This is a genomic window from Parabacteroides distasonis ATCC 8503 (genome assembly GCF_000012845.1).
In the GTDB taxonomy this organism is placed as follows: Bacteria; Bacteroidota; Bacteroidia; order Bacteroidales; family Tannerellaceae; genus Parabacteroides; species Parabacteroides distasonis.
The window spans coordinates 4,193,955-4,215,608 of sequence record NC_009615.1; the positions used below are offsets into that span (position 1 = coordinate 4,193,955).

The following is a 21,654-nucleotide window of genomic DNA, read 5'->3' on the forward strand; positions in this document are numbered from 1 at the left end:
TTCTTCAATTGTTTCGAATATTTTTCCAAAAACGTCCCTTTCTGTATTCCCCCGTGTAAGGGTCAACGGATTTCCACACTTTCCAAGCTACCCCTACGATAAATTCCTCCGGTATAAGTCCGAGATAACGGGAATCTCTAGAGTTTTCTGTCTTATCTCCGGCCACGAAGTAATAGTTGCTTTGGAACTGGTATTGTCTTACCTGTTTGTCTCCTATATAAACTTTACTATCTTTCCACGATAGGGAATCTTTTGATTCCCACTCGATCATTTGTTTGTATAGCTTATAATTTGTTTGATTCACGGTAATTCTATCCCCTTTTCGGGGGATATACAAAGGACCGAAATCATGAACATTCCAATTGAATGTAGAATCAAAAGGGAAACAACGGTAGACACCGTCCGGCATCCGATCCGCTTTTTGTCTGGATAAGTTCGCTTGACTTTCCACATTCCCCAAAGGCTCTTTTGTATGGTTGTTTCGGTAGAATCCCTGTTCGATCCGGATGGAGTCTCCCGGTAACCCGAGGCAGCGTTTGATATAATATTGCATGATGTGCATTTCGATCCGCTCCCATGAATAGGGATGCGGGTAGTTGAATACGAGAATATCATTCCGTTTGATTTGCCCGACTCCGGGTACTCTGTATATATCTACCCGCTTCCCTTTCATAGATGCGAAAATATTGAATAACCTAGGTCCGGCTATCCATTTGTTTACTAATACTTGATCTCCGGTTTGGAGTTGAGGCTCCATGGAATCGGAAGGGATTTTGAACGTGCTGAAACAGAAGATGAGGAGGAATGCGTATATGCAACCAATACCAAATACCCCATAAAATATAAGTGTCAGATATCGTAACATCTGATTTATATTTGTTTTGTATATACGTTTTTCTATTCCCATTCTTTTATGTTTATGCCTCATTTCCTAAATCCAAATTCTTTGGATATCAGTCATCAATAGTCGAACACTACGATATGATATTCCGGATCATCACTGATACCATAGATCTTCCGTTTTTGATTGTCTACAGCGATGGAGGAGACTCCTTGGTCTAATGTGTAATGGCATTCAAGGCTACCGTCCCATCCGATTACAAATAATTCTTTGCATAATATATTGTAATTAGGCTCTGTCACCATTTTTCCATTATAAAGAACAAATAAACTATTCCCCACGTTTACAGGACTATAAAAAGCGTCTCTATAAGTTTGCGGGCTCGCTTTACTTCCGATAATGTCTCCATCCCTAAATTCTTTGAAAACAGATGCGAAATGATCCGGTCCCCGTAATTGTTTTTCCAAGGTCCCGTTCACGTTATAGATGCAAATTAAATCAGTGAAGTAGTGAGTGATTGCAACCTTCTCTTTTCGGTTGGTGGTTAGGTCTGCCCGAAACGCATTGATTAATTCGGCAGGAGTATACTCCTGCTCAGTTTTAGGATAAGTACCGAAATCCATCGTTTTCTTACCTGTTTGATCAAAAAGGAATCCAGGACTCGTCTCTTGATAGGATACGCCTAAGAACCCGTTGCCCAAGCTTCGAATATTGCTCCATAGCGGTTTTGTATCTAGGGAGATACGGCTGGCGTATTCCGGTTCTTTTCCACTGGTAAATTCCGGGATAGAGTAAGTGAAAATCGTAGAGGTCATCATATCAAAAATGACTACGGAATCGTTCCGATTGACGAAACATGGTGTCATCATCTCTTTAGGCCCTTGTCCTACAGGAATACATTCTCCTTCCTTATGTGCCGTATTGAGGTTGAAGATGTGGAATTGTTTTTCCGCCCCTTGATTGCAAGTAACTAGGAAGGAGTCGAATAATTGGATTTGTGAAGGTCGTAAAATAAGACTGTCAAATTCAATAGTTTTTCCGGATAGTGATTTTCGGACTTTGAAATCACTTCTCTGGAAGGTTATGTTTTTGTCATCTTGTTTTTGATCATCGGTACAAGCGATGAATACTAATAGGATGAGTGAAAGATGTAAGATAATGTATTTCTTCATGATACTGATTTTTTAAGGAGGGCATGCCAAATTAAGGGATTGAACACATTTTCTTCTTGCTCAAGATACCTAGAGTCTATGAAATACAAATTAAAAATCAATGAGAAAACATCTGCATTCCATTGATTTACCGACTGTATTCCATTGTGATTTTTTTCGTTTTGGCACACCCTCCTTTGATTAAATTTTAGTTCCAACGTCCCGGTATGTAAGTGGATGTCCCATCGGAATATTTGATAATACATCCTCCCCCAGAGTAACTGCAATATCCGCTTCCACCTTCCCCACTAGCCAATGCCTCCACATTGTCAAGCGCTAAATCAGAGAGTTTAATCTCGTTTTCACTCTGGTTGATGTTCCATGCCGCAGCTACTGCTACGACTGCCATTACGGCTATTCCTAAAATCTTTTTTCTCATGATATTTCTTTTTTATAGTTTATGTTTTTGAGAATTTAATCTCTTGCTTACTATTCTTCTGCAAGATAAGGATATTCTCGAATTCCTCTTTCAATTTAATTTACTACTTTTGTGTCACCTCCTTTCTGCTTCATGAGTAAAAGTGGGGTGGGAGGCTTGCTTGTGATCGTTCCAATATATCCGGCAAGCTCTCCCTTCTCTTTTATTTATTGAGCCATCCCCCGAATGTTTAATTTTATCAGTTGATTCGTATTGCATTTCACGGAAATCGTCTCGTCAAAGACTCCTTTGTCTTTCGGTGTCATGATGACTCTTACTTGAAGGATCTCTCCCGGCTTGGCGGGATGTTTGTCGAAAGATGGGCGGGCACAGCCGCAGGTTGTAGCCGCGTCTAGTATGACTAACGGGTTGTTTCCTGTGTTTGTTAATCGGAAAACAGCTTCTTTGCTTTCTCCCATTTGGATAGTTCCTAGCTGTATGGATGCCTCTTCCACTTTCACGGTGGTCTGTATTTGTGAAGCGGGTTGTTTTCCGGTGATCTCTTTTAGGTATAGCTCCCGGATATTCGGGTTGTGGATAGGATTTCCTATCACTACGACCTTATTGTCCTTATCCAATAGAAAGGTTTGAAATCTCCCGTCGGCCGGGAAATGATTCAGTTCGTTCAGTCTGTCTGATTGATCCATGCAGATAGGTTTGTCGAAATTGTCTTTTTTCAATAGATACCGTATTTCTTTCTTGTCATCGGACTGGAAGAAAAAGAGGAAGGGAACCGTTCCTTGGGTAATGGAGTCGGTGTATTGAATCAGTTCTTTCCATCGGTGCAGTTGGAGTTTGCAACTGGTACATCCTATGGAATCCACGAAAACCAGCACCTTGTGGGGGGATTTTGGCAGGGTGAAGTCTACCGTATCGGTTGCAAACCGTGCAAAGACCATGTCTTTCGGAAATCGTATCTCTTTTCCTTGCCATTCGGATACTAAATGCTTGATCTCGTCTTTTTTCTTGTCTTGGCAAGCTAGAAGGAATAATAATAGTATGATTAGATTTAAGTATTTCATGATATTTTGTCGTTATATTTTAAATGAAAGAATCGGATCGTTGCTGTTTACATCCGTGGCAAGGATCGTCCCCGTATCCTCATCTACGTCGATACCATAAATGGCATGGTCGAGCACGTACTTCCGGACGGGGTTTCCTTTGAGGTCGAATACATAGATGTATCGCCCGCCATCCTCGATATCTTCCCCTCGTTGGTATGCCTGCCCGATATCTTTGAAACTACGGCCATGAAATACGGTATAAATGAAATGGTCTGTGATATGAACATCACTGAATCCCATGATACCCGTTGGAATTCCCTCCGATTGTGAGATTGCGAATTGAGGTTCTCCATTAGGTCCGTATCGTACGGTTTGTGTAGTATCTGTGAAGTTGTATATTTCTAATGCCTCTCCTAGTTGGGTTGCCATGACCAAGATGCCTTTTTGGGGATTATAGTCGAAGAAGCTTCGCCACGCTTGCGCCAATGCAGGGCGTGCGATGTCTTCATAATTATTTTCGGTCGGGATCTGATTAGCGGAGTGAATCCATTTCCCTTCTCGGTCTGTCCACTTTTGTCTATATTCACCGAGGTAGTCAGATACTAAAAAGCCCGATTCCATCGGGTAAAAGTCCAATGCCCTAACCAGCCGCTTGTCCATATCGATCGTTTCTACGGGAATGATGTTGTTCATATTTTGTTCAATCTTCCACCGGGTTGTTCGCATTTTGTTCGCATCGAGCGTCCAGATAGAATCCTTGGAGATAAACCGGAAGCAATCTGCCGATACCATTTCTTCGGGTCCCTCGCCTCGTTTGCCAAACGATGTCATATATTCCCATTCGGGGTAAGAGAAGGCATGGAAGAAATAATCTACGTTGTGCAAGTCCATGATAATAGCGATACCATCTTTGACCGCTATCCGGAATGGATAGCGGAACAAGGCGGTATCTAGGTGGATAACCTGCGCATTTAATACCTTTTCATCGGGAAAATCCTCGTAGCGGGGGAAGTGCCGTGAGGATTCCGAACAGGATACCAGACTACCTATTAATAGAACTATGTACACGTAGTAGTTCATGTGTTGTTTTAACGGTTGTATATATATTTGTAATATCCTCCATTACATGATAGAGAGCCAGCCATATAACAATCTTTGGATCCACTTTCACCGGAAGCTAGCGCTTCAATATTAGAGAAAGTAAGATCTGAGAAATTTTGTTTTCCTTCTTTCAAAAGAAAATACGAAGCACACAAGGCGCAAATGAAAATGATAGCGAAAGCTTTCTTGAAAGTAATTTGTTTCATGTCGTTTCTAATTTTTGTTACAAACGTACGGCTTGGTCTTTGGATAGCCAATCTTTTTAGGTGACTTTTAGCTGACAGTTGAAAAATAAGCCTTTTGTCTACCTATAGTCATCTTTCATCTTGCGAGTTGAATGAATTTATTCGTAGAAAGGGATGGAAAACGTATCTTTGCAGTTTCAACGAGGAATAATTATGGAGAAGCAAAATTGGAAATTTTATTGGAAGTGGAGTGTATTTGTTCTGATGACGATGATTTGCTTGTTGTCTTTTTATAAATCATACCAAAATGTAAAGTATGAATTACAAGAAGAGTCTCAAACGTTATTTCAGCGGGCAGTTCAAGATGATACAAATAGGCGGATAAAAGATTTAGGGGATGCTTTTTGTTTTTCCTATTCAGGCGCTAATCGATTGGAACGAGATAGCATTACAATCAAGACTGCCGATGCGATTATACATATGAGGAATAATAAGGAGGTGGCACGGAGGATGTCTTCACAGGAGAAGTCTGATTTTTGTCTCCAACATTGTTTGTCTATGGAGAATCCGATTCAAGTAACCTTGCTGGATAGCGCTTTTCGTGCATCTTTGTATGAACATGCGATTTCGGCTCAGACCGTAACTTGTTATACCTTTATAGACAAGACGGAATGTAGCTCTTCAGATACTTCTTTTTATCAATCTTTCATACCATTAAAAGATATTGTTTTTGGAGCGAATCGGACGATCGTTTTACAAGCGTTTGTTCAATTTCCTTTCCTTTATATAGTAGGTGAAGTGTTTTTGCGAAATATATTTTGGATTCTGGCAATGGTTATTCTCTGGGTTATTGCGATTGTCTTGACATGGAAAAGACCAAGGATAAATATCTTACCGCTACAAGAAGCACCTAAAGAGATGATACAAATAACAGAAGATATCTTGTTCGATGAAACACATGGCGTATTGCATTATCATAGGCATCGTATCGAATTGGCAAATCAACGGCTGAAACTGTTTTGTATTTTATTAGAACATAAAGGATATTTCATTGAGTCTAATCGGCTGAAAGAAGAAATCTGGCCGGATGGAAGTGTGTCCAAAGACGCTCTTACCGCTACGGCTAAAAGGCTTAAAGAGGATTTGTCTCCTATTCCGGATCTGGTGATTGAGAGTGCTCGGGGGCATGGCTATGTGCTGAAGTGTGGTGGGTAGGTTTTACAAGGTGGGTTAGTGTATTTTTTTGAATGTTTATATTCTTCTCGACTTCGTCTTCTAAAAAACACGTACGTGAATTTTTAGAAACACGTACGACTTTTAGTAAAAACACGTACGAGTTTTTCGGAAAATATAATGATGTTTTTTACACGCTGATTATCAGTTATTTATAGATAAAATTAAAATTGCCTACTTGTTGTAATTAATTTAATATGGTTCTCATGGAATAATAAAGATTACCACCAAACTTGTTTGTCATTTTCATATGTGAATATGCGTTCTTCTTCTCCTTTGGTTAAGTCTTTTAACAACAAGAGAGCATTGTCTGGTACATTTGTATAGGTTAGCTTTGATTCAATAGCTCTTTGTTGGCCTAATGACATCCAATGGTTATATTCCCAATAGAATAGCTCATATAGATCACCTGCGTGGATGTTATTATCATCGTTTCTTGGCGTATAAATGATCTTATTGATAGATACCGGTTTGTTGAAGTCCAAGCCTACCCATGGATAATCAACCGTAGAAGGGGCTTCATAGTAAGTTAGGATATCTTTGTCAAATACTTTGGATTTATCCATTGGCATAGTATCGTAACGAACCGAGGCATTTGTTCCAATGATTGTGCCGGTTAATTCTTTTTCCTCCTTGTCTGAGTAGAAAGCGAGTTCGGCTAGATTACAACCCTTGTTTTTTGCTGATACATAGCGCCAATAGCGATATGTTTTTTGAGGTTTTATCTCGAAAGAATCTGCGGACAATAACCAATGAGAAATCGTATGTATTGTATCAGGATCGGAGAAATCCGGATTATTGGAAGCTTCAAAATGTCCTCCGGTGAGAGTTTTTGCATAATCGAAAATATGTTTTGCGAGATAGTATTTCCTAGATAATATAACTTTCTTTCGTTTACTGGTATCTGCATGTAGATATTTTATTCTACCTCGTGAATCAAGTATGAATGGATCTGTAATAGGATGAATACCTTGATTGTCATAATAAAGTGGGAGATAGGCAATATCTTTTCCTATTTCATTGAAGTAACAAACTTTTCCTTTTTGTGTACCGTAACATATAGGTACCCATTTCTGATTGTCGAAAACGGCTAGGTAGGCATGTTTATGGTTTCGTTTTTTTTGTGTTGGAATCATGATATCACAAGTTTTCATGTATTCGGAGGTAACATCTTTCATGAAAATATTCCGGAAGAGGTCGGGCACGACCTCTTCGGTTGTATTCAGCTTTACGAGATCTTGATTAATAGCGTATGTTCGCCTATACACTTTAGCCATCTTCTGGCTAGGTTTATGCAGTATATCCGGATCTGTTTTTGTCTCGCATCCTCCAAACGCTAGATTCTTTCCTGTATTATCTAAAAGTACATTCCAATAATGCCCCATCGAGCGGAAAGGCCATTGTGGTGTGAAATCTAGCATGACAGGAATTCCTATGCTTCTCATCATAGCTAACGCTATTAACGAGAATTGATTACAAGTGCCGAATGATATCATGCTCCTAGTGGAGGTTTTTGCTATGAACGGAATGGAATATACCGAGTTTTCAGGAACTAATTTCTTCTCTAAAAACTGATTGATATGCTTACAAGCCCAAAATGCTGAGTTTTGCATATCGGAAGAATAGCTGAAGTCGTTGAGTTCTGTTAATGTCGTAGAATCTATTTGTTGGTACATGCCAGTCCTCCAATCCTCCAGTACATCCATGGCTCCGATAGAGTAGGGCAATAGGTATTCACAGAAGTCATCAAAATTTAAATGTCGGCTCCAAGGGGCATCTTCCCATAGGTGGAAAGCCTGCTCGATATTTTGAATAAGAAAATCAGCTGTAATTATACGAATGTCTTCTTGTATCGGGAATGAGGTGTTCTCGTGGATTTTAGAGATTCTATCAATGCGATTGGCAAGATAAGGTGTATCATGATAACGCCCCTCTTTTTGTGTTTGAAGTATTATAGAGTCAATTTGTTTATTATATGTGTTGGTGATTTTCCCGCAATAAGAATAATGCCCGGGCATATTCTTAATAAGAAAGCAAGCTGCACGATATTTCAAGGAATCATTTTTGTAATGTTCCAATACCTGTTCTAATTCACGGCGGTTTTCGCCTGCTCTTTCAAGAGCGAATGAGAGTTGTCTGTCTTCTTTGAAATTGTGACAAGAGACTAAACTAGATATAAGTAGCGTGATCCAAAAGAGTTTCATTCGTTTTATTTGTTCTTTTTGCGAAGGACGGTGTTTTAATAGATTGCTCGTTTCATATCGTATTTAATTTTTCACAAACATAAGTTTATTCCTTTTCATGGCCAATTGTTTTAGCTGACTTTTAGCTGACAGACAAAAAATGAGGGTTTGTTGGCATAAAGTTATGTATTTGTATTGCTATCATTTCAACAGGTAGTCCAAGAGGATACAGATCGGCGTATCAAAGAACTTGGGGATGATTTTTGTTTTTCTTATACAGGGGGGGCACTTCAGATATTATCATTAGATAGTACTTTTCGTGCATCTTACCGTTACGGCTAAAAGGCTTAAAGAGGATTTGTCTCCTATTCCGGGTTTGGTGATAGAGAGTGCTCGGGGTAAAGGATATTCACTAAAGATCGTTTCGGGAGAGTAAATTCTCCATTTCAACGTTCATTTGATGGTTTATTTGTGTGATGAGCTTGCTATCGGCAGTAGTACTGACTTGGCTAAGTAATATATACTGTGTCGGGCAAGTCAGTATATATTACTTAGCCAAGTCAGTATTGCTCTTAGGATTGCCAATCTAAGGTCACCTATTTATATCGTGAGTTGAATGAATTTGTGCAAACAATGTTAATTATTTTTGTCCGGGTAAACCTCGTTCATCAATAGGATAGAACATGGTCAACCTATATAAAGGAAATTGCACATCGCATCGTGCAATTTTGTATGAAAATTGCACATCGCATCGTGCAATTTTGTATATTTGTCCTTTAAACATGAATCAATATGGAGACCTTATTTCGTTCCTTTAGAACTCAATTAGAGCATACTTCGACAGAAGTCGTGCGTTTTCTTCACGATCAGATCGCATGGGATAGCCGATTGGTTGCGATTTTAGGTGCTCGTGGTGTTGGGAAGACTACCCTATTGTTGCAGCATATCAAATTGTATGATCGTGAGGATGAGTCTTTGTATGTTACGGCAGATGATTTCTATTTTACCAAGTATCGGTTATTCGACATGGCTTATCAATTTTATAATCTGGGTGGGAAAAAACTTTATATTGACGAGATTCATAAATACAAGGATTGGTCTAGGGAGGTGAAGAATATATACGATCAAATTCCTGGTCTTCAAGTTATCTATACAGGTTCGTCTATTCTTGATCTGGAGAAAGGTGGTGCGGATTTAAGTCGCAGGAAGGTAGAGTATAGATTACCCGGACTTTCTTTTCGGGAATATTTGAATATATCGCAGGGGTGGCAGCTTCCATCGTATTCGTTGGAAGAGATTCTTGCTGGGAAGGTTGAGTTCCCTTATAAGGAAGCTCGTCCACTCAAATTATTTAATGATTATTTATCGACAGGTTATTATCCATTTTTTCAAGATACGGAATATCTCTTGCGTCTGCGTAGCGTGATTAACCAAATGGTGGAATCTGATATTCCGATTTTTGCGGATATGACGGTGGCTTCTGCCGTAAAGTTGAAGAAATTATTATATGTATTAGCTCAAAGTGTCCCTTTCAAACCAAATTATACGAAGTTGGCGAGAGATTTGGATATCAGCCGGAATGTGTTGCCCGACTACATGAGTTATTTGGAGAAGGCAGGTCTGGTTAATTTACTGCGAGAAAAAGCGCAGGGCTTGAAATTATTGGAGAAAGTAGAGAAGATCTATCTGAATAATACGAATCTGGCTTATGCGTTGTCGGAGCAGGTACCGGATATCGGTTCCGTGCGTGAGACGGTTTTTCTATCTTGGATGCGAGTCGTATGCTTCGTTACTTCTTCTGCGATTTCAGACTTTGAGATAGATGGCCGAACCTTTGAGATTGGGGGAAAGAATAAGACGCGGCAACAGATCAAGCAAGCGGCGGATGGGTATGTGGTGAAAGATGACATAGAGTATGCTTTCCGCAATATGATTCCTTTATGGATGTTTGGCTTTATCTATTGAATATCTATTAGGAAATCCACTGGAATAAGGCTTGTCTGTGCTTGCTGTAATATGCTGATATACAGTATTTGTTTATCTCCGGCCGTATCGAGAAACTAGATCGAAACGAATAAAACTTAATATATCGTCGTTGAAATCGGGGTTCATGAAATGGCTGTTACATATGTAAAGGCCATCGGGTAAAACTAATAATTGTCTTGAATTGTACGTGTAATTAGGGAAAAGAGTCTCTCCTAGCTTGTTTAACTCTTTGTCAAGGATTATGATTGAAAAGGTCTTTCGTCCATATTCTATAAGTTCCATAGCTTTAACCCCTTTCTCGATCGTAGTGGATGGATAAGTGATCCGATAAAAAACTTCTCGGAAAGGATCGTATATCAAGTCTCCATACATCGCGTTTTGACAGAAATCGATCGCTTGGGCGGTTAGCTCGTCTGGCAATTGCACTTGGTCAATATACTCGCTTTTCACGGATACCTTGCGGATGGAGTCATGTGCGATATTCGCCACATAGACAGATTCATCGTAAATGAAAGAATATACAAATCGCTGCCCATCAAAAGAACGGCTATAGCTACCCTCTAGCCCGTATCGTTTCAATTTGACCGAAGAGCCGGGATAGTCCGGATAAACAAAAGGTAATGCTCTGATCTCCTTCGTGTCGAGATTGATAGTAGCGGAGACATAATCTTTCTCTATCAAACGGTTGGGATCTGAATAGATATATAGATCCCTCCCTATCAGGGTGGCGGTTCTGAAACTTAGGAAACTACTGTTGTAAAGTCTTGTGCCATCATTTGCTTCCTCATAATTTATTTTTTCTTGTATTTGGCAATCCTTATTGATGCGTATGATCTCTGGTTCAAATAAGCTGGTGAGATATAAGCTGTCCCAATTCTGTATATAGCATCCTAATACACGACCTACTCCATTAGAACCCTCGATCTCCGGTTCTATCTTGAACGCTAGTTCTTGACTATCCTTATCATAAAAATAGAATTTATTGCTACGTGACTGCATGGAGTAAGATTGTAACACAATATATTCCTTTCCCTTTTTATCACGATAGTACGATAAGAAAGGGGTTACGTTTTTTGTCTTATCATCCAAGCTGAAAGCCAAGGTCTGATCGGATCTTACTAATTGATAAGACCTACTTTTCTCTGCTTGCTCACAAGAAGAGAGGATAAAGAGCAAGAGTGATAGGAATAAGAAAAATGGTTGTAGTTTCATTCGTTTATTGTATTATCTGTCACATATCTATCAAGGTCTTGCCACGATCATTACATAATCCCTCTCGAACACTTTAGGATCGTCTAAGAATTTGATCAGGTCTTTTTGGCGGGAGGAGCCTGTGCGTTTAACGGTCTCACGCATTTCGGTGACGGTACGAATCATATAAACACAGTCATCGGTTTGTCCGTCTGGCCAGAACGGAAGTCCATCATCTATATCATTGATAAATCCTCCGGAGCTTTTGGGTAAGGCGTATGTTTTCTTCTCTTTCTTGAGATAGACTACTCGATGGGTGATAACCGGTTTGTAATCGTCCAGCCATCCCAGCCAATTATAGATGGCGGGAGAACCTTTTTGAAAGACTCCCATAAATAGCCCATTCGGATTCTCCAAGAAAGAACGAAGACCGGTCGGTTTATCTTGATTGTCTTTATGAAGCGTATATAAAGGGGTGATCGAGTGGGAACTTGAAAGCTGGTATACCGTATCTCGATAAGGAATCAAGAAATTTATTCGGTCTTGATCCGTATTCCAATAAAAGGTTTGAAACCGGGTGATCGTATCCGGAGAGACGTTAATATCCTTGGCATCCGCAAGGATGAATTTGCAAAGCGTATCTCCTCGAAGGTTGAATGTCGTTATTCCTTTCGGGATTTTAGAGCCTTCCGCGTAATCACAAAGCATATATCCCGAGGAGGAGAAGCCTACTATTTGACTGGCATCCGCATTTATCGAATATTTGGTAGGCAGGTTTTCGGGGAATATATAATTCTGAATGGTCAGCATCGTATCTAATGTGGATAATTCCCCGATACATGGCCTTATATCGTTGAATGTGGTCGAATCTTTTTTATTGTCTTGGTCGAGGCCGCTCAAGGCGCAGTACATACGGGTTGTTTTCTTGTCGTAAAATAGATTAAGGCCGTTCATCCCATGGTTCCATTTATAATCCAAGGCCTTAAATCCATATCGTTTGCTGGGAATGCCTTGCTTACGATAATAAATACGTGGGTTATTGAATGTGATAAAAGCGTCGCTATCCGGAATAGCGATCGCTTGTGTTACCGTGTAACGAGCGTCTCCAACATTATAATATTCCAGCTTAGAGGCTATTTGACTCAGTTTCAACATCGCCGGATGGTTCAGCGCCTTTTCTATATCAATGAGGGCCGGAGTCGTTGAACTATTATATTCCGGTTCATATTGGGGAGAGGTGGGTTGATTCCTTTGCTGGCAACTATTTAAGAGCAATGCAAGGAACAATAAGCATGTTGAGAACTTGGTGATCATGATTGGATACGTATTGTTTATCGCAAACATATGTAAAATAATTGATTGTAACAAATGATTTTACGAATTTATCATAGATTTGCGATAGCCCCGTAAATAGTATCTGGATAGAAATGATACCTATTGTGATTTTATGATTTAGCGTTCTTTTTCTTAAGCGGAAGCCTTGGGAAAAGCTTTCGAAAACGAACTAGGTGGCTTGTTACGTTACTTCCTGCGATAATGAGGGTAACGGCTAGGATGATCAGGATGATTCCGCAACACAATCGTAACGTTAATGATTCACCGAAGACAGTCACTCCGAAGAATACGGCGGTCAACGGTTCCAAGGCTCCGAGGATCGCCGTCGGGGTGGAGCCGATATATTGGACCGCCAGTGTCGTGCAAAGGAAAGAGATAGCGGTTGGGAATATGGCTAGAGCGATCAGGTTACCCCATAAATACCAATCATGGACAATGTGAAGGCTCCTGCCGAAATCTATACGGACTAAAAACAAGGTCATTCCGAAAAGCAAGACATAGAACGTAAGTTTCAACGTAGCGATATTCTTCAATAGCGGACGATTTGCGCCTACGATATAAATAGCATAGGAAAGAGCGGAAGCCATGACCAACAGGACACCGGTTAAACTAAGAGTCGTTCCGTCGCCACTTTTATAAAGTAAGCCGATACCGCCTAATGCCAGCAAGATACAAAAGATGGTTTGTAACGTTAATTTCTCCTTGAAGACAAACGCCATGATCAGCGCCACTAAGATCGGATAGACAAACAGCAAAGTCGAGGCGATGCCTGCTTCCATATAATTATAGCTTTGGAATAACGCTAGGGAAGAGAAGGAAACCAACAGCCCCATGAGGATTAAAGGAACGATCTCGTTGGGTTTCAACTTAAAGTTCCGCCCTCTCGCTTTGATCATGATACCTAATACCGGGATCGCGAATAAATATCTGAAAAACAGGACTGAATCCGGATTCATACCGGCTTTATACAAGGGTAGGGCGAACAAGGGGTTCATTCCATAAGTCGCGGCGGCGATAGCCCCTAGAACATATCCTTTTGCTTTTGCATTCATGATTAAAAATATTAGCGCGCAAAAGTAGTATATTCATGATAAATATTATATATTTGTAGATTATCATTTCAATAAATCGTTAACTAAAAAGTAATAAATATGCCTCCAGCAGCAAGATTGACAGATATGCATACATGTCCTATGCAAACCCCGGCTTGGCCATCACCGATACCCCATGTAGGCGGTCCTATCGTAGGGCCGGGAGCGGCGACTGTTCTAATCGGCAAGCTACCGGCGGCGGTAATGGGAGATAATTGCGTTTGTGTAGGCCCTCCGGATACGATCATTAAAGGATCTTCCACCGTGATGATCTGCGGTAAACCTGCCGCCAGAATGGGAGATACGACAGCTCACGGAGGGCAAATCGTATTGGGATGTCCCACCGTTATAATAGGTGGTTAGGAGGATCTGCGGCATATAATATATGTATATTGTGAGAATATTACTATCTTTGCCGCCACTTGAAAACTAAAAATAACAAGACATGGAAACAGTAGTAAGTGGAATCAGACCAACAGGTAATCTGCATCTAGGCAATTACTTTGGTGCGGTAAAGAGTTTCTTGCGGATGCAAGATGAGTATAATTGCTTCTTCTTTATCGCTGATTGGCATTCGTTGACTACTCACCCGCATCCTGACAATATACGAAATAGCGTAAAGACGATCCTCTCGGAATATCTGGCTTGTGGTATCGATCCGGAAAAAGCTACCATTTATATTCAGAGCGATGTGCCGGAGGTGGTAGAGTTGTATCTATATTTGAATATGAACGCCGGTATCGGCGAGTTGATGCGTACGGCTTCCTTTAAGGATAAGGCCCGTCAGCAGTTGCATATCAGCCGGGAAGGATGTGAAGGCGATGTAGAGAAAGAGATTTTTAATGAAGGTAATAAACATAGCGTAAGCGCTGGTTTGTTGACTTACCCGACCTTGATGGCCGCCGATATTATTATCCATAAGGCGTTGAAGGTTCCTGTAGGTAAGGATCAGGAGCAGAATATGGAAATGGCCCGTCGTTTCGCCCGCCGTTTCAATTCTACGTATGGCGTGGATTTCTTCCCGGAACCTGCGTCGTTCCATTTGGGCAATAAGTCCGTGAAAGTACCGGGCTTGGATGGCTCCGGTAAGATGGGCAAGAGTGAGGGTAACGCGATCTATTTGATAGATGATGAGAAAACAATCAAGAAGAAGGTTATGAAAGCGGTTTCCGATGCGGGACCAACCGAGCCGAATAGCGTGAAGCCCGAGCCGATCGCCAATTTATTCACGATGATGGAAATTGTCTCCGAGAAAGAGACCTATGATTTCTTTAATGAGAAATACAACAATTGCGAGATCCGTTACGGCGATATGAAAAAGCAGTTGGCCGAGGATATCAATAAGTTCTGCGCTCCGATCCGTGAGCGTATCTTGGATATGGCCGCCAATACGGAATATCTGGATAAGGTAGCCCGTATGGGTGCGGAGAAAGCTCGTGAGAGCGCTTCTAAGACTTTAAATGAGGTACGCCAGATTATCGGTTTTCGTCCATATTGATGCTTATTAATTAAAAATAAGAAAAAGCGTTTAGGGATAAGTCCTTAAACGCTTTCTTTTTATTAAAACCATTATAAAGAACCTGAAAAGCGATTTGTTAAAAAGAAAAGGTTGTTACTTTGCGGTGAATAGTTACAGATAACAAACGTATGGCTGCTATTACCACCCAAGAATTTGAACATCATTTCAAGAGTTTATATAAGCCCTTGTGTTTGTTTGCGCTTCGTTATACCGATCAGGTGGACGATGCCGAGGATATCGTGCAACAGGCTTTCGCGGATGTATGGGATAAGAACCGGGCTGGTAATGTGATCGGGAATCTCAAGGCTTATTTATATCAAGCGGTGAGGAACCGTTCTCTTTCATTTACCTCACAACCCGTAAACGCTGAGGCCACCGAGCAGTTACCCGACGTAGAAGATACCTCGGAAGAGGAAGACATCCTGCGATCGGAGCGTGACGCTCGCCTGTGGGACGCTATCGATCGGTTACCTCCCGAACGGAAGAAGATTTTCTTGTTATCCAAACGGGATGGCTTGAAATACCAAGAGATTGCGGAGGAATTGAATTTATCGGTAAAAACGGTTGAGAACCAGATGAGCAAGGCATTGAAAGCTTTGCGAGAGACCGCTATCCGTGTTTATATGTTCTTTTTCGGATAAATTTTATAGAAAGGAATGGGGGTTTTTCATATTTCTCTGTCTTAGAGATAAAGGTTACTTGTTTATTTCATTAAAGCATGGAGAGTGTATGAGGAAGTTGGTGGTATTTGTGATGTTGATGATGTGCGTGATCTCGGCCCAAGCGCAATGGAAAGTGACGCCGGAAGCCGGTATGAACGTGACAAAGTATAAGGGAGATGTCGCTAAGGTAGGCTTTAAGGCTGGGGCTGCGGTCTCTTATACATTCGGATCGGGCTGGTTCTCGCTTCAATCCGGTTTGTATTATGTGCGACGGGGGAAGGGACTGTCTTCTTATAGTGAGATTTATGGAACTAGTGAGAGTCCATATGGGGGACGGGAAGGTACGAGTATATTTCTCTATCCCGTTTCCAGTGATTATTTGAATCTGTGGGGATACGGTTATGGTAATGGTTACGGCTTTACGGGCTTCTATTATGATACCTATGGAATTAAGGATTTTGATGTAGAAGGTATAAGGCATCGCAGTCAGAAGGAGCATCGTGAATATATCCAATTACCGATCTTGGCTCGTTTCGATTGGCAGGTAAGTAAGGATGTTCGGTTACATTTGGCGATCGGTCCCTATTTGGCGGTTGGCTTGGGAGGAAAAGTGACGTATGAGGAAAGTGATTATTCTTTAAAAGGAAAGCTGCCCTATAATAAGGAAATATCATATAACCCGTTTAATCCCGGCCAAGGATATGCGGTAGCGCCTCGTTTTGACTGGGGAGCTACCATAGAGGCTGGTATAGAGGTGAAACGGGTCGCTTTTAAGGTTGGCTATGATCTGGGTATAGATAAGCAATACAAGGGATATGCTTATAACATAGGTCTGAACTATCATACGGCTAGTTTTACCTTGGGATACACATTTTAAAGAGAAAATAGGATGAAAGCGATGGTTTGTATAAAGTGGGTATTTATATTCGCGGTGTCGATGATGATTTTCTCATCTTGCGTATCGTCTAGGATCTCGCCGAGTATGAGCGTGGGAGTTCCATTGAAGAAGGGGCAGGCCCCAAATGTCGGATTCCAATGGTATGAGACTGGAAGGACTTATTAAATAGAAGGAATAGTTATGAATAATAACGAGCATGACAATAAATTGGAACAACGCATCCGTTTCGTAGCGAAACGCTATCGGGAAGGAAGCCTTGACCCGGATAAGGCATGGCAGAAGTTCGCTTCTGAGCATGCGATTAGCCGGAAGGTCTCGTTTCGCCGGTATTGGATCGGGGCGGCCGCTGTCGTGTTAGTGCTCGTAGGTCTGGGGACATGGTTTACGGTAGAGAGAAACGCCCCGGATTGGGTTGCGATTACTACCGCCCCCGGACAAATGAAAGATGTTTACCTTCCGGATAGTACCTTGGTCGCTTTGGCCGGCGATTCATGGATCCGGTATGACGCGAAGAGATATGATAAAGAGAGGCGTGCCGTGGAGATGAATGGAAAGGCCTTTTTCCAAGTGACGAGGAACGAGGCACGCCCTTTCTCAGTGAAAACGAGCCAAACGGAAGTTACGGTGCTGGGAACAAGTTTCCAGATAGATGAGAAGCCTACCGTTACGGAAGTCAATGTAGTTACCGGCAAGGTATGTTTTACCGCCGGGGAGGAAAAGGAGAATGTGATACTTACCGCTGGAATGTCGGCTCAGTATTCTATGGAGAACAAGGAGATAACGGTAGTGACGGAAGAAGACGTGAACAAGTTAGCTTGGAGGACAGGGCAACTTCGTTTTATGGAGACACCGCTGGATAAGGTGATTGAGGACTTGAGTGATTATTATCAAGTCAAGATTGCGAACCAGACAAAGAATGAGGGAGCGAGATTGACCGCTACTTTTAATAATCAGCCTTTGGAGGATGTCTTGCAGGTTGTTAACCAGACATTGGACGCTCATTTGGTTTCCACTTTGAAGAAATAAAATCAGATCATTTATGAGATCTATTGTTGTATGGCTGATAGGGATTCTTTTGCTTCCCGGTTGGATGGGACATCTATATGCGCAGATGCCCGAACCTACGCCGACGGTTACGTTGGATATGCGGCAGGTTCCCCTGTTGGATATATTGATGGAGCTTGAGAAACAAACCGGATTGTTCTTCTCGTACGAGTCTTCTCTACTGAAAGAGCTGCCAGAGGTTTCCCTGTCTGTCCGGGATGAATCCTTGTCGTACTGCTTGAAGCGCTTATTTTCCCCATTACCGATTATCTATCGGGTTACGGGGCAATATATCATCTTAAAGCGAAAGCCCCGTCAATATACGATCAGCGGATTCGTCAGGGATTCAGCCTCGTATGAGAGTTTGTTGGGGGCCTCGGTTCTGGTGAAAAGTTCGAGGGGAGGGACGATGTCTAATAATTACGGCTTTTACAGCTTGATACTTCCACCCGGTAAGGTTCGCCTTAGGGCCTCGTACGTGGGCTTTAAGGCGATGGAGATAGAGATCGATTTGCAAAGGGATACGATGATCGACTTCCCATTGAGGTCATTGGCCTCGTTAGGCGAGGTCGTTATTCGGGGGACCCGGCCTCGCTACGAGATATTGAGTAGCCGTGCGGGGGTGATCGACGTACCTGCCGAGCGGGTGAAGTCGATGCCCGCTTTGCTGGGGGAGGCGGATCTGGTGAAGACCTTACAGCAGTTGCCGGGCGTGGCGGTAGGCACCGAGGGAATGACCGGCTTGTATGTGCGTGGGGGCGGGGCCGATGAGAATTTGTATCTGCTGGATGGAAATCCGGTCTATCATGTGAACCATTTGTTGGGGTTTTTCTCGGCGTTCAACCCGGATGCGATAAAGAATACCCGGTTTTATAAAGGGAGCTTTCCGGCGGAATACGGCGGAAGGCTCTCGTCGGTTGTAGATGTCCGTATGAATGACGGTAATCGGCAGGAGTATCACGGGAATATCTCCGTGGGTTTGCTTTCCGCACGGGCCAATCTGGAGGGGCCGATTGTTAAGGATCGCTCCTCGTTTAATGTCTCGGTACGTCGTACGTGGTTGGATTTGATAACAGGGACGGCTTTGGCGATCATTAATAAGAACAGTGATACCAAGGAGAGTTTCGGTTATCACTTTTTTGATATAAACGCGAAGGTGAACCATTCTTTCTCGGAACGTAGCCGGGCCTATTTGAGCTTTTATATGGGGCAAGATGCTTTTCGGCAGGGAAGCAAGGAGAAGCATGAGGATTCGGATGATATGTTTCTCTGGCGTTGGGGAAACTTGATCGGCTCCGCAGGGTGGAACTACGTGTTCGGGCAAAAGCTGTTTGGTAATCTAATGGTGGGCTACAGCCGTTTTCGCTCGCATATCCGGCAAGAGGCGAAGGGGTATGAAATCGAAGGAAATAGGGCAGAACGGCAATCAATTAAGCGGGATAGCCGTTATAAATCGGAGATGGAGGATCTGAGCGTACGGCTGTCAGTGGATTACAGTCCTTCAATGAATCACCGGATACGAATGGGCACGGATTACCTGTATCATAATTTTCGTCCGGAGAATAGCCAGCAACGGTCTTGGGTGAACGATTCGTTAGTAAATCCCGTATATGAGCTTTTGTATGATTATTCCTTGATAAAAGGGCATGAGTTCTCTTTGTTTGCCGAGGATGAGATGCGGGTCACGGATCGCTTGCGGGTGAATGCCGGATTGCGGTATACCTTGTTTCATGTAGAGAATGAGATCTATCATTCTTTTCAGCCTCGTTTGTCGGCACGTTATTTACTTCGTCCGGATCTATCGGCGAAGATATCCTACAGTAAGATGAACCAATATGTCCACTTATTATCGAATACCTATGTGAACCAGCCTACGGATATTTGGGTCCCGGTGACGGAGCAAGTCCCTCCGATGAGTTCTCACCAGATTACTGCCGGGCTTTATTATAATCTGAAACGGATGTATGATTTCTCGATCGAGGGGTATTATAAACGGTTGAATAACTTGATTGATTATAAGGATCATTGGCCGGTTGAGACACATTTCTCCGGTTGGGAAGACCGGGTCGGTTTGGGAAAGGGTAAGACCTATGGTGTGGAGTTTATGGCGCAAAAGACAAATGGGAAGACAACCGGATGGATCGGGTATACGCTCTCTTGGTCGGATCGGTGGTTTCCGGATGGTTCCGTGAATAAGGGGCGTCATTTCCCGTTTCGCTTCGACAACCGGCATAAGGTGAATGTGGTCGTTTCTCGTAAGTTATCCCGGAAGGTGGAGTTGACGGGAGCTTGGGTGTTCGCCTCAGGAAACCATATTAGCTTGCCGGAGTATAAATATCTGTCTCCGATTTATCAGAAAGAGAACGGGTATGCCGGAGTAGATTCATACAGACCGATGAATTCAGGTTTGAGCGCTCGTAATAATTATCAATTGTCTCCTTATCACCGTTTGGATCTGGGCGTGAATTTTTATCGATATAAAAAGAAGGGTCGGATGGGGATTTGGAACATAAGCATATACAATACGTATTTGAAACCGAATCCCTTCATGACGGAGGTTATGGTAAACCAGGATATAAATCAGCGATATCAGGTGGTGCTACAGGAGACGATTTTGTTCTATTGCATGCCCTCGGTTTCTTATACTTATAAATTCTAGCTTATGAAAAGATATTTACCTTACCTGTTTGTGTTAGGATTATTGATGGTCTCTTGCGTTCGGGATGTGGAGATTGATTTGGAGGATCTACCGGATCGGATTGTACTGAACGCATCGGTATGTCCCGGAAAGGAGGTGTGTGCTCATCTCTCGAAAACATGGTTTATCATGGATAGCGTTCCCGATTTTGAGTTATCCGATGCGAAAGTCCGTGTCTATGTCAATGATGAGTTTCAAGGTCTTATGCGCAATGATGACCTGCCGGAAGATTCTATACATTCACGGGGGCAATATGTTCTGCCCGGTTGTTTCGTGAGACAGGGGGATTGTTTGCGTATAGAGGCCGAGGCCGATGGGTATGAGCCGGTATCCGGGGAAACTCGTATCCCCGGTCGGGCACGGATTTATGAGGTGGATACCTTATCCTATCGATCTTCTGCCTACTATGCCGAATATCTGCGTTTCTCTGTTAAAATCGGGGTTGAGACGGATTCCTATTATCGTTTAATCGTGGAGCAGATCTTGGACTTCCGGAAGGGGGATAGTACCCGTACCGTAACCTCTTTCCGTAGCTTAGGAGGATATAGTTGGTATTATTCCGGTTTTAGCGTGGATTATGAGGATCCTGTTTTCCAGTCTTTTGGAGGTAGTCCTATCACGAGCCAGATGGATGGGCGTTACTGTATGGGCGTATTTAGAGGGGAGGATCTGGTTAATACGAATGCTATTAAGGTTTCTGTTTTTCCTGTTGAATACTCGTATGAGAGTGATACCCTTTCTCTGGACGTTCATTACGATGTGCGCCTGTTGTCTATCTCCGAGGATTATTATCGATATATGAAGATTATGAGGGGGTACTCTATCACGATCGGCGACGCGAATTTCGGGGCGTTGATAGAGCCTGCCGATACGTATTCGAATGTGGAGAACGGCTTTGGGATTGTCACCGGATATCAAGAGGATAAATCGCGTATCACGATGCCGAGAGACACGGTGCCTCCTTATTGGAATCCTTGGGATGGATAAGCCCATCCTGCGTTGACGACCTGCGCTTGCCGGTTCATACATCATGAAGCGGTAAGTTCACGAGGTA

At 42.4% G+C, this 21,654-nt stretch carries 19 protein-coding genes; 9 read left to right on the forward strand and 10 right to left on the reverse strand.

Going from position 1 to position 21,654, the window contains the following annotated elements; genetic code table 11:
- Window positions 1-4 precede the first annotated feature (4 nt).
- The 6 genes from lepB to BDI_RS17210 all read right to left on the reverse strand — a co-directional run bounded on the left by lepB (window position 5) and on the right by BDI_RS17210 (window position 4,781).
- Window positions 5-865, reverse strand: a complete 861-nt coding sequence (lepB, locus tag BDI_RS17185; RefSeq protein WP_008779164.1) for a signal peptidase I — start codon at window positions 863-865, stop codon at window positions 5-7.
- A gap of 95 nt (window positions 866-960) precedes the next feature.
- Window positions 961-2,013 carry a BF3164 family lipoprotein gene (locus BDI_RS17190; RefSeq protein ID WP_005859567.1) on the reverse strand — a complete coding sequence of 351 codons (1,053 nt, stop codon included), beginning with the start codon at window positions 2,011-2,013 and terminating at the stop codon, window positions 961-963.
- Between the two features lie 187 nt (window positions 2,014-2,200).
- The gene (locus BDI_RS17195; protein ID WP_005859565.1) at window positions 2,201-2,431 is read right to left on the reverse strand and encodes an NVEALA domain-containing protein; all 231 of its coding nucleotides are present in this window, start codon (window positions 2,429-2,431) and stop codon (window positions 2,201-2,203) included.
- A 206-nt stretch (window positions 2,432-2,637) separates the two neighbouring features.
- Window positions 2,638-3,492, reverse strand: a complete 855-nt coding sequence (locus tag BDI_RS17200) for a DUF1573 domain-containing protein (RefSeq protein ID WP_005859563.1) — start codon at window positions 3,490-3,492, stop codon at window positions 2,638-2,640.
- A gap of 12 nt (window positions 3,493-3,504) precedes the next feature.
- Complete coding sequence (locus BDI_RS17205; protein WP_008779165.1) at window positions 3,505-4,554, reverse strand: TolB-like 6-bladed beta-propeller domain-containing protein; 1,050 nt, start codon at window positions 4,552-4,554, stop codon at window positions 3,505-3,507.
- Window positions 4,555-4,562: 8 nt separating this feature from the next.
- Window positions 4,563-4,781, reverse strand: coding sequence for an NVEALA domain-containing protein (locus BDI_RS17210; RefSeq protein ID WP_009275352.1), 219 nt, complete (start codon window positions 4,779-4,781; stop codon window positions 4,563-4,565).
- Between the two features lie 153 nt (window positions 4,782-4,934).
- On the opposite strand from BDI_RS17210, the gene BDI_RS17215 reads away from it, so the two are divergent.
- Window positions 4,935-5,975, forward strand: a complete 1,041-nt coding sequence (locus BDI_RS17215; RefSeq protein ID WP_008779167.1) for a winged helix-turn-helix domain-containing protein — start codon at window positions 4,935-4,937, stop codon at window positions 5,973-5,975.
- A 239-nt stretch (window positions 5,976-6,214) separates the two neighbouring features.
- On the opposite strand, the gene BDI_RS17220 is transcribed toward BDI_RS17215, so the two are convergent.
- Window positions 6,215-8,197, reverse strand: coding sequence for a discoidin domain-containing protein (locus BDI_RS17220; RefSeq protein WP_008779168.1), 1,983 nt, complete (start codon window positions 8,195-8,197; stop codon window positions 6,215-6,217).
- Window positions 8,198-8,968: 771 nt separating this feature from the next.
- Here BDI_RS17220 and BDI_RS17225 point away from each other — a divergent pair.
- Window positions 8,969-10,141, forward strand: coding sequence for an ATP-binding protein (locus tag BDI_RS17225; RefSeq protein ID WP_005859561.1), 1,173 nt, complete (start codon window positions 8,969-8,971; stop codon window positions 10,139-10,141).
- Between the two features lie 72 nt (window positions 10,142-10,213).
- Here the strand turns inward: BDI_RS17225 and BDI_RS17230 are convergent, their stop codons facing one another.
- The 3 genes from BDI_RS17230 to BDI_RS17240 all read right to left on the reverse strand — a co-directional run bounded on the left by BDI_RS17230 (window position 10,214) and on the right by BDI_RS17240 (window position 13,740).
- A complete protein-coding gene (locus BDI_RS17230) occupies window positions 10,214-11,374 on the reverse strand; it encodes a DUF4221 domain-containing protein (protein WP_011967322.1) in 1,161 nt (386 codons plus the stop codon).
- A 30-nt stretch (window positions 11,375-11,404) separates the two neighbouring features.
- A complete protein-coding gene (locus BDI_RS17235; RefSeq protein ID WP_022192508.1) occupies window positions 11,405-12,667 on the reverse strand; it encodes a DUF4933 domain-containing protein in 1,263 nt (420 codons plus the stop codon).
- A gap of 131 nt (window positions 12,668-12,798) precedes the next feature.
- Window positions 12,799-13,740 (reverse strand): DMT family transporter, encoded by a 942-nt coding sequence (locus tag BDI_RS17240; RefSeq protein ID WP_005859559.1) that lies wholly within the window; start codon window positions 13,738-13,740, stop codon window positions 12,799-12,801.
- A 99-nt stretch (window positions 13,741-13,839) separates the two neighbouring features.
- Here BDI_RS17240 and BDI_RS17245 point away from each other — a divergent pair, with 99 nt between their 5' ends.
- The 7 genes from BDI_RS17245 (at window position 13,840) to BDI_RS17275 (ending at window position 21,587) form a co-directional block, all read left to right on the forward strand.
- On the forward strand, window positions 13,840-14,142 hold the full coding sequence (locus BDI_RS17245; protein ID WP_005859557.1) for a PAAR domain-containing protein: 303 nt from the start codon (window positions 13,840-13,842) through the stop codon (window positions 14,140-14,142).
- 82 nt (window positions 14,143-14,224) lie between these two features.
- The gene (trpS, locus tag BDI_RS17250; protein WP_005859555.1) at window positions 14,225-15,277 is read left to right on the forward strand and encodes a tryptophan--tRNA ligase; all 1,053 of its coding nucleotides are present in this window, start codon (window positions 14,225-14,227) and stop codon (window positions 15,275-15,277) included.
- 149 nt (window positions 15,278-15,426) lie between these two features.
- The gene (locus BDI_RS17255) at window positions 15,427-15,939 is read left to right on the forward strand and encodes an RNA polymerase sigma-70 factor (protein WP_005859552.1); all 513 of its coding nucleotides are present in this window, start codon (window positions 15,427-15,429) and stop codon (window positions 15,937-15,939) included.
- 88 nt (window positions 15,940-16,027) lie between these two features.
- A complete protein-coding gene (locus tag BDI_RS17260) occupies window positions 16,028-16,837 on the forward strand; it encodes a porin family protein (RefSeq protein WP_005859551.1) in 810 nt (269 codons plus the stop codon).
- Window positions 16,838-17,038: 201 nt separating this feature from the next.
- Complete coding sequence (locus BDI_RS17265) at window positions 17,039-17,884, forward strand: FecR family protein (protein WP_011967324.1); 846 nt, start codon at window positions 17,039-17,041, stop codon at window positions 17,882-17,884.
- Between the two features lie 13 nt (window positions 17,885-17,897).
- Entirely contained in the window at window positions 17,898-20,561 is a 2,664-nt protein-coding gene (locus BDI_RS17270) for a TonB-dependent receptor (RefSeq protein WP_011967325.1), read from the forward strand.
- A gap of 3 nt (window positions 20,562-20,564) precedes the next feature.
- A complete protein-coding gene (locus tag BDI_RS17275) occupies window positions 20,565-21,587 on the forward strand; it encodes a DUF4249 domain-containing protein (RefSeq protein ID WP_011967326.1) in 1,023 nt (340 codons plus the stop codon).
- The last annotated feature ends 67 nt before the right edge of the window (window positions 21,588-21,654 follow it).

Coding starts and splice junctions, on each gene's coding strand:
- lepB (WP_008779164.1), bottom strand. CDS start 865: ATGTTACGATATCTGACACTTATATTTTATGGGGTATTTGGTATTGGT.
- BDI_RS17190 (WP_005859567.1), bottom strand. CDS start 2,013: ATGAAGAAATACATTATCTTACATCTTTCACTCATCCTATTAGTATTC.
- BDI_RS17195 (WP_005859565.1), bottom strand. CDS start 2,431: ATGAGAAAAAAGATTTTAGGAATAGCCGTAATGGCAGTCGTAGCAGTA.
- BDI_RS17200 (WP_005859563.1), bottom strand. CDS start 3,492: ATGAAATACTTAAATCTAATCATACTATTATTATTCCTTCTAGCTTGC.
- BDI_RS17205 (WP_008779165.1), bottom strand. CDS start 4,554: ATGAACTACTACGTGTACATAGTTCTATTAATAGGTAGTCTGGTATCC.
- BDI_RS17210 (WP_009275352.1), bottom strand. CDS start 4,781: ATGAAACAAATTACTTTCAAGAAAGCTTTCGCTATCATTTTCATTTGC.
- BDI_RS17215 (WP_008779167.1), top strand. CDS start 4,935: ATGGAAAACGTATCTTTGCAGTTTCAACGAGGAATAATTATGGAGAAG.
- BDI_RS17220 (WP_008779168.1), bottom strand. CDS start 8,197: ATGAAACTCTTTTGGATCACGCTACTTATATCTAGTTTAGTCTCTTGT.
- BDI_RS17225 (WP_005859561.1), top strand. CDS start 8,969: ATGGAGACCTTATTTCGTTCCTTTAGAACTCAATTAGAGCATACTTCG.
- BDI_RS17230 (WP_011967322.1), bottom strand. CDS start 11,374: ATGAAACTACAACCATTTTTCTTATTCCTATCACTCTTGCTCTTTATC.
- BDI_RS17235 (WP_022192508.1), bottom strand. CDS start 12,667: ATGATCACCAAGTTCTCAACATGCTTATTGTTCCTTGCATTGCTCTTA.
- BDI_RS17240 (WP_005859559.1), bottom strand. CDS start 13,740: ATGAATGCAAAAGCAAAAGGATATGTTCTAGGGGCTATCGCCGCCGCG.
- BDI_RS17245 (WP_005859557.1), top strand. CDS start 13,840: ATGCCTCCAGCAGCAAGATTGACAGATATGCATACATGTCCTATGCAA.
- trpS (WP_005859555.1), top strand. CDS start 14,225: ATGGAAACAGTAGTAAGTGGAATCAGACCAACAGGTAATCTGCATCTA.
- BDI_RS17255 (WP_005859552.1), top strand. CDS start 15,427: ATGGCTGCTATTACCACCCAAGAATTTGAACATCATTTCAAGAGTTTA.
- BDI_RS17260 (WP_005859551.1), top strand. CDS start 16,028: ATGAGGAAGTTGGTGGTATTTGTGATGTTGATGATGTGCGTGATCTCG.
- BDI_RS17265 (WP_011967324.1), top strand. CDS start 17,039: ATGAATAATAACGAGCATGACAATAAATTGGAACAACGCATCCGTTTC.
- BDI_RS17270 (WP_011967325.1), top strand. CDS start 17,898: ATGAGATCTATTGTTGTATGGCTGATAGGGATTCTTTTGCTTCCCGGT.
- BDI_RS17275 (WP_011967326.1), top strand. CDS start 20,565: ATGAAAAGATATTTACCTTACCTGTTTGTGTTAGGATTATTGATGGTC.